This is a genomic window from Micromonospora sp. D75 (assembly GCF_018070405.1).
Classification (GTDB): Bacteria; Actinomycetota; Actinomycetes; order Mycobacteriales; family Micromonosporaceae; genus Micromonospora; species Micromonospora chalcea.
Genome location: NZ_JAGPXV010000387.1, coordinates 1 through 5671 on the forward strand (window position 1 = coordinate 1; position 5671 = coordinate 5671).

The following is a 5671-nucleotide window of genomic DNA, read 5'->3' on the forward strand; positions in this document are numbered from 1 at the left end:
TGCGGGGCCTGGACCGGACCGAGACCACGCCGGTGGCCCGCCTCGGCGACGGCGCGGTCGACCTGCGCGACGGCCGCCGGCTCACCGGCGACCTCGTCGTGGTGGCGGCCGGAGCCTGGACGCCGGGCCTGCTGCGCGCCGCCGGGCTGCCGAGCACGCTGCGCACCAAGCACATCCAGTACGCCCACCACCGCACCGGCCGGGCCGACCTGCCGTGTTTCGTCGACGAGACGAGCGGCCTGTACGGGCGGCCCGCCGGTCCGGGGCGTGTCCTTCTCGGGCTGCCCAGCGACCGCTGGGACGTCGACCCGCCCGCGCCCGCGCCGGACTCCGGCCTGGCGGCTCGGGTGCGGGCGGTCGCCGCGCGGCGGCTGCCCGGCCTGGACCCGCGCCCGGACGGCCCGCCGGTCAGCGCCGTCGACTGCTACAGCGACCCGCCCGGCCTGGCCCTGCGCGCAGTGGCCGGCGCCGTGCACACCTTCACCGGCGGCAGCGGCGGCGCCGCCAAGACCGTCCTGGCCGCCAGCCGGCTCGCCGCCACCGCCCTGCTGAACTCCCGATCCGCGATCCGTGTCCCGCACGGCTAGACACAGAGGCAGACTGATGACGCAGACCTATCACACAGTGGGAATTGGCGCGGGGCCGGCGAACCTGAGCCTCGCCGCGATGTACGACGCGCTCGCGCCGCACGACATCGCGCTGTTCGAGGCGCGGGACCAGCCGGGTTGGCACGACGGGATGCTGCACAGCGGCGTGCGCATGCAGACCGGCTGGGTCAAGGACCTGGTCTCGCTCTACGACCCGACGCACCCGCTGTCGTTCCTCAACTACCAGGTCACCACCGGCCGGGTCTACGCCCTGCTGGGCGCCGGTTTCGACACCATCCCCCGGATCGAGTACCAGCAGTACCTGGTGTGGGCGGCGGAGCAGTTGCCGCGCATCACCTACGGCGCCCGCGTCGACCGGGTCGAGTTCGACGGCGCGATAGTCACCCGCAGCGGCGGCGTCGAGGTCGCCCGCTCCCAGCACCTGGTGCTCGGCAGCGGGACCGTCCCCTTCGTACCGGACTTCCTGGACGCCCTCGATCCCCGGCACCTGTTCGTCGCCGACGAGCTGAACCGGCGCCTGGCCGGCGTGCCCGACGAGCCGGACGTGCCGTGGGTCGTGATCGGCAGCGGCCAGACCAGCGCGGAGTGCGTCGCGGCGCTGCTCGCCCGCGGCTGCCGCGACATCAAGTGGATCGGCCGGCGGTCCTGGTTCGCGCCGCTGGAGGACTCTCCCTCGGCGAACGACCTGTACCGGCCCGCCTACCAGGAGGCGTTCCTCAACCTGTCCCGGGACGTGCGGGAACGGCTCGTCTCCGGGCAGATCCTGACCAGCGACGGCATCTCCCCCGGCACGCTGCGCGGCGTCTACCAGCACAACTACGAGGAGCGGCTGCGGACCGGCCGGTTCCCGGTCACGATCATGCCGAGCCGTACCGTGACCGGCGCCCGGCAGCTCGACGGGGAGGTGGAGCTGGAGTGCCTCACCGCCGGCAGTGGCGAGGAACGGCACCGGGCGGTGAACGTGATCGTCGCGGCGGGCCGGCGGCTCGCCCCGCTCCCCTTCGATCCGGAACTGTCCGCGCTGATCGACGTGGACGAGCGCGGCGAACCGGTGATCGAGTCGGACTACTCGATCCGGTGGAAGCACGCCGACGACCACAAGATCTTCGTGCTGAACCGGGGGCGGTACGTGCAGGGGCTCGTCGACTCCAACCTGAGCATTCTGCCGATCCGCAGCGCGATGATCCTGAACTCGATCGCCGGCCGCACGGTCTGCCGGTTCCGTGACGACTACGTGAGCACCCGGTGGGCGTGAGCGCGATGACGACATTCGACTACGACGGCCGCGTCTTCGTCTCCGTCGACCACGCCGGTGACGCCGAGCCGCTGCGGGGGCACTACCACCAGCGCGGCGACCTGGTCTGGGCGGAGATCACCGGTGGCCCGGTCCGGCACGGCCGGCTCGCGGGAACCTGCGACGCCCAGGGCGTGGTGCGCTTCGCCTACCTGGAGGTGCTCACCGACGGCACCATAGTGGTCGGCGAGTGCGAGTCCCGGCCCGAGCGGCTGCCGGACGGCCGGATCCGGCTGCGGGAACAGTGGCGCCGGCACGGGCCACGCCAGGACAGCGGCGTCTCCGTCATCGAGGAGGCGGCGCCGGCGCTCGCCGCAGGACAGGAGAGCCGGCGTCGTGTCTGACATCCAGATCATCAGTTTCGTCGCCGCCAGCCTGCTCATCATCATCGTGCCGGGCGTCGACTTCGCGCTCGTCACCCGGCAGACCGTCAGGTACGGCCGGCGGGCCGGGTTCGTGGTGCTGGCCGGGCTGTTCGTCGCCGCGCTGGTGCACGCGTCGTTCGCCACCGCCGGCCTGTCCGCGCTGCTGGTCTCCTCGCCGACGCTCTACACGGTGCTGCGCGTCGCCGGCGCGCTGTACCTGCTCTACCTGGGCGGCACGATCCTCTGGGCGACCCGGCCGCGCCGGGCGGTCCCGGCGGCGCAGCCGGTCCCGGTCGGCGCGGGCGGCGCCGGGCCGGACCCGGACACCGGCCCCGCGCCGGTGCCGGAGGCCCCGGCCGCCGACGAGCCGCACGTGGCCCGCCGCTCGTTCGTCATGGGCGTCACCAGCCAGCTGTTGAACGTCAAGGTGGTCGTCTTCTACGTCTCGTTCGTGCCGCAGTTCGTCAGGCCCGGCGACGGGGCGGCGGCCCGTACGGCGGTGCTCGCCGCCACGTTCATCGGCCTCGCCGTGCTCTGGTGGGCCTGCTACATCATGCTCATCGACAGGCTGCAGCCCTGGCTGACCCGGCCGTCGGTGCTGCTGGTGATCGAACGGCTGACCGGGCTCATCCTGATCGTCCTGGCGATCCGGATCGCGCTGAGCCGGTGAGCGGCGACGGCGCCCGCCGCCTCGGCGGGCGCCGTCGGTCTCACTGGTTGCGGGGGCGGTGGGCGACGGTGAGGACGTGGGTGGTCGGCCAGTCGAGCGGCCGGCCGTCGAGGTCGGTGAGGGACGCGACTGGTGCGATCCGGTTGTCGATCACCCACTCGTTGCGCACCGGCGCCGACGCCGGGCCGATCTCGAACCCCGCCTCGGTGAGCAGGGCCGTCCAGTCGGCGAAGCTCAGCCCGCAGAACTGCTCCTTCGTCTCCGACAGCCAGTTGTCCGTGTAGTCCTTGCGGGTCAGGTAGTCCATCGCGGCGCCCAGCTCCAGGCGTACCGCGCCGTCCGGGAGCGGCTCGTAGGCGAAGTCGAACGCGAAGTCGACGGCGAACTGGTCCAGCCGCGCCCGCGTCGACAGCCCGCCGACGTGGCGCCGGACCTCCGCCGAGGTCAGCTCGGCCAGGTCGGTGCGGGGCGCGGCCGGGTTGTCGCCGTCGTCGGTGGACAGTCGCAGGACCACCTGCCGCCGGGGGTCGTCCGGACCGCACACGTCGCTGTTGATCCAGACGCCGCCGGGCACCGTGTGGTCGTGGATGCGGCGGGCGAACTGCAGCAGCGACTCCCGCTGCCGCCCGTACGACCAGATCTCATGGGTCAGCGCGAACGTGAGCGTGGTGTCGACCGAGCGGTCCTTGAACACCGCGCCGCCGAGGACGTTGCGGTGGAAGAAGTAGACGTTGGCGTTGCGGAACACGCCCTGCGCCTTCTTGTGCAGGCACTCCTGGTAGAGGTGGCGGGCGACCTCCACGCCGATCAGGTCGCTCTCGCGCAGCGCGGCCTCCCGGTCGGCCAGCTCCAGGACCGCGCCCGCGCCGCAGCCGATGTCCACGATGCGGCCGGGCTGCACGTACCCGCGCACCGAGTCCCACTTGCGCTGCGCGGCAGTGGCGAACGCCTCCACGTAGGTGCGGTAGTCCCGGGTCACCGTGAGGCCGCCCTCGTCGCCGACGAGCGGGTCGTTCACCACCGACCGGATCGACTCGACCAGGCGGTAGCGCTCGAACACGTCGATGGTGGCCGGGTGGGTGAGCGCGCGCCAGGTCTCGTCCCCGGCGGCCAGGCGCAGCAGCACGTCCCACGGCCGTTCGGGCGGCTCGGGCAGGTCCGGGTCCGCCTCGACCGGCGCGATCCGGAAGCCGAGCCGCTCGTACAGTTTCGCGACCTCCGGCGTGGAGCAGGCCAGCAACGTGTCGGCGGGGGTGAGTTCGAGCCCGGTGGCCACCGCGATGGATTTCAGCGTCACCTCGGCGAACGCGTCGGTGTACGCGGTGTCGAAGATCGGCACCACCACCGAGCGCAGCCCGCTCAGCACGCTGAACCGCTCGATCGCGGCTTCCCGCCGGTGGTACGGCACCGGGTTGCGTCTGGTGTTCTCGTGGTTGGCCGACGTCACCGCCCAGACCACTGTGGCCTCGTCCCCGGCCAGCCGGCACAGGTAGTCGGCCTGGAACCGGGTCAGCAGGTGGTGCCGCCCCGGGAAGAGCACGAAGCGGGCCGGCGCGTCGGTCATGTTCCCCTCACCTGGGTCGATGGGCGGTGCGCGGTCATACCGGGACGCTCCAGGAGCGCCACAGACGCCCGTACCGGCCGTCGGCGGCGAGCAGTTCCGAGTGCGTGCCCTGCTCCACGATCCGCCCGTGGTCGAGCAGGACGATCCGGTCGGCGGCGACCGCCTGGCTGAGCCGGTGCGCCACGATCAGCGTGGTCCGTCCCTCGGTGGCGGCCAGCGCCGCCCGGTCCAGGTCACGCGCTCCGGCGCTGCCGGCCTCGGCGGTCGCCTCGTCCAGCACGGCGACGGCGGGCGCGGCCAGCACCAGCCGGGCCAGGGCGACCTGCTGGGCCTGCGCGGCGGTGAGCCGGTGGCCGCCCTCGCCGACCGCCGTGGCCAGCCCGTCCGGCAGCGCGCGCAGCCAGGTGGTGGCGCCGACCCGGTCCAGCGCGTCGAGCAGTTCGGCGTCGGTGGCGTCCGGGGCGGCCAGGCGCAGGTCCTCGGCGAGCGGCCCGGCGAAGACGTGCACCTCCTGGCTGACCAACGCGACGTCGCGCCGCACGGCGTGCTCGCCCCGCTCGGTCAGCGGCACGCCGCCCAGGCGTACCGACCCGTCGGTGGGCGCGATGATCCCGGCGGCGATGCCGGCGAGCGTGCTCTTGCCCGCGCCGCTGGCGCCCACGAGCGCGACCCGCTCACCCGGGGCCAGGCGCAGCTCGACGTCGGCCAGGACCAGGGGGCCGTCGTCGTCGTAGCGGTGCCGGCGGACCGTGACGTCCAGCGCCGCCGGGCCGCGCCGCCCGGCCGCCGACGGCGCGGACGGGGCGGTGTCGGGCAGCGTGGCCACGCCGACCAGCCGGGCGAGGCTCGCGCCGGCCTGCAGCACCGAGTCGGACTCCATCAGCAGCAGGCCGATCGGGTTGAACAGCCGATGGAAGTAGAGCGCGGCGGTGGTCGCCGCGCCCACCGTGACCAGGTCGGCGCGGACCAGGAAGAACCCGGCGACGAGCACCGCGGCCAGGCCGAGGAACTCCGACCTGTTGATCCGCAGCCCGAAGCGGGTGTGCAGGTTGAAGATCTCCAGCGACAGGTCGCGCGCCACGCCGGAACGCTCGGCGATCGCCGCGACGTGCGCGTCCTCGGTCCGGTACGCGCGCACTGTCGCCGCGCCCCGCAGCGCGCCGGCCATGG

Annotated in this window: 6 protein-coding genes; 4 read left to right on the plus strand and 2 right to left on the minus strand. The window is 73.6% G+C overall.

Annotated elements, in window-relative coordinates; translation table 11 throughout:
• The 4 genes from KBX39_RS21175 to KBX39_RS21190 form a co-directional block, all read left to right on the plus strand.
• Positions 1-587: FAD-dependent oxidoreductase (locus KBX39_RS21175; protein ID WP_210872127.1), on the plus strand; the 587-nt coding region annotated here is incomplete at its 5' end.
• Positions 588-603: 16 nt separating this feature from the next.
• On the plus strand, positions 604-1863 hold the full coding sequence (locus tag KBX39_RS21180; protein WP_210872129.1) for a lysine N(6)-hydroxylase/L-ornithine N(5)-oxygenase family protein: 1260 nt from the start codon (positions 604-606) through the stop codon (positions 1861-1863).
• Positions 1864-1868: 5 nt separating this feature from the next.
• Positions 1869-2246, plus strand: coding sequence for a hypothetical protein (locus KBX39_RS21185; RefSeq protein ID WP_233514670.1), 378 nt, complete (start codon positions 1869-1871; stop codon positions 2244-2246).
• Positions 2239-2937 carry a LysE family translocator gene (locus tag KBX39_RS21190; RefSeq protein WP_113972995.1) on the plus strand — a complete coding sequence of 233 codons (699 nt, stop codon included), beginning with the start codon at positions 2239-2241 and terminating at the stop codon, positions 2935-2937. The genes KBX39_RS21185 and KBX39_RS21190 overlap by 8 nt, the downstream gene beginning before the upstream one ends.
• A gap of 40 nt (positions 2938-2977) precedes the next feature.
• On the opposite strand, the gene KBX39_RS21195 is transcribed toward KBX39_RS21190, so the two are convergent.
• Positions 2978-4501, minus strand: coding sequence for a class I SAM-dependent methyltransferase (locus tag KBX39_RS21195; RefSeq protein WP_210872131.1), 1524 nt, complete (start codon positions 4499-4501; stop codon positions 2978-2980).
• A gap of 34 nt (positions 4502-4535) precedes the next feature.
• A partial coding sequence (locus KBX39_RS21200; protein WP_210872134.1) for an ABC transporter ATP-binding protein occupies positions 4536-5671 on the minus strand: 1136 nt, incomplete at its 5' end.